The organism is Psychrobacter sp. FME5, assembly GCF_014861375.1.
In the GTDB taxonomy this organism is placed as follows: Bacteria; Pseudomonadota; Gammaproteobacteria; order Pseudomonadales; family Moraxellaceae; genus Psychrobacter.
In genome coordinates this window covers 1-1,489 of record NZ_RRYX01000223.1, presented here as the reverse complement: position 1 = coordinate 1,489, position 1,489 = coordinate 1, and the positions used below count along the sequence as shown (strand labels likewise).

The following is a 1,489-nucleotide window of genomic DNA, read 5'->3' as shown; positions in this document are numbered from 1 at the left end:
CGAGGCACCTAATAGAGAACTTCTTTGCCAAGATTAAGCAGTATCGTGCGATTGCCACTCGCTATGATAAGTTAGCCAGTCATTTCCTTAGTGCCATTCACTTAGTTTCTTGTGTCGTTTGGCTTAATTGATGACACGCCCTAAACCCAACGGAGAAAACTATGTCAAATACAGCCATGTCAAATTTAAAAGACTTTCAACAACTAGCTGAAAAGCGCCGTTCTATCTACACCCTAAGCGATCAGCTACCTGTTTCTAACGATGAAGTGGTTAAGCTGATTGAACATGCAGTCTTGCATACGCCGTCCGCTTTTAACTCACAATCCGCGCGTCTCGTGGTTTTATTTGGTGACGATCATAAAAAATTATGGGACATCACTGAAGAGACGCTCAAAGTTATCGTCAATGATGACGAGAAGTTCCAAGGCACTAAAGATAAAATCGCAGGATTTAGAGCGGGTGCTGGTACGATTATGTTCTTTGAGGACAAAGGCGTGGTTAGAAACATGCAAGAAGCAGCCCCTTTGTATGCGGATAAATTCCCAATCTGGGCACATCAAACCAGTGCTATGCATCAATATGTGATTTGGACGGCATTGGCAAGCATCGATGTCGGTGCCAACTTGCAGCATTATAATCCTGTCATCGACCAAAGAGTCGCTGATGAATGGAATATTGCTGATGATTGGGAACTCAACGCGCAGATGGTATTCGGTGCTATTGAGCAGCCAGCAGGTGACAAAGAGTTTCAGCCTGCTGACGCGCGTATGAAAGTATTTGGCTAATATATTAGCTTTGAATACACTATAACCAATGAAGCTGCTATGAATATATCTGAGCGGTTTCATTGGTTTTTTATAATTATAAACTGGAGAAATATAATGGAAGTTTTTGATGCACAAGCGCTGCAAAAAAAGTATGAGCGTTGGTATGAGCTACATGAACAGATAGAAGATGCTCAGGAAAAATGGGCAGAAGCCAGTACATTAATGTCTGAGCTGCAAACTTACTATCAAAGCGCGCAATGGAGAGACGATCATGAAAGCAACATGATGGTTGAATGCGCAGATAATAGGTATTCCATCATTAGTGAAGATGCTCTTTGGAGCGCGTTAACCGATCATCAAGAACAAGCCATTCGCTGGATGAGATTAGGGCTTGATGTTATAGACCGTTGATTCTAAAACTCTGTTATCCTTCATTTTTTTAAAAGCAATATACATTAACCCTCTCTTCTATATATAACCGTGCTGCCTTATTTAGCAGTAACATTTTCAAGAGAGACCATAGCATTCTTTAAGTAATCAATCCTTAGAATATAGCTCTTTACAAAATACAAAATGAGCTGCGGTAGTTTGAAACAATTATATAGGTATAAATTTTATACGTGTATAATTGTCAAAAGTATAAATTTTATATATCTTAGATTAACACACCAAGTGCAACGCTAAATTATATTATAGAACACCTGATTGGGCGTTTTAAACCC

3 protein-coding genes are annotated in these 1,489 nt (G+C 39.6%); all 3 read left to right on the top strand.

Annotated features, from left to right (window positions below; all coding sequences use genetic code 11):
- A partial coding sequence (locus EI161_RS14340; protein WP_192529714.1) for a transposase occupies nucleotides 1-131 on the top strand: 131 nt, incomplete at its 5' end.
- Nucleotides 132-176: 45 nt separating this feature from the next.
- Nucleotides 177-785, top strand: a complete 609-nt coding sequence (locus EI161_RS14335) for a nitroreductase family protein (protein WP_192524940.1) — start codon at nucleotides 177-179, stop codon at nucleotides 783-785.
- Between the two features lie 96 nt (nucleotides 786-881).
- On the top strand, nucleotides 882-1,178 hold the full coding sequence (locus tag EI161_RS14330; RefSeq protein WP_192524939.1) for a DUF4298 domain-containing protein: 297 nt from the start codon (nucleotides 882-884) through the stop codon (nucleotides 1,176-1,178).
- Nucleotides 1,179-1,489: the final 311 nt, after the last annotated feature.

Excerpts from the sequence above, each read along its gene's own strand:
- EI161_RS14335 (WP_192524940.1), top strand. The coding sequence starts at position 177 with ATGTCAAATTTAAAAGACTTTCAACAACTAGCTGAAAAGCGCCGTTCT.
- EI161_RS14330 (WP_192524939.1), top strand. The coding sequence starts at position 882 with ATGGAAGTTTTTGATGCACAAGCGCTGCAAAAAAAGTATGAGCGTTGG.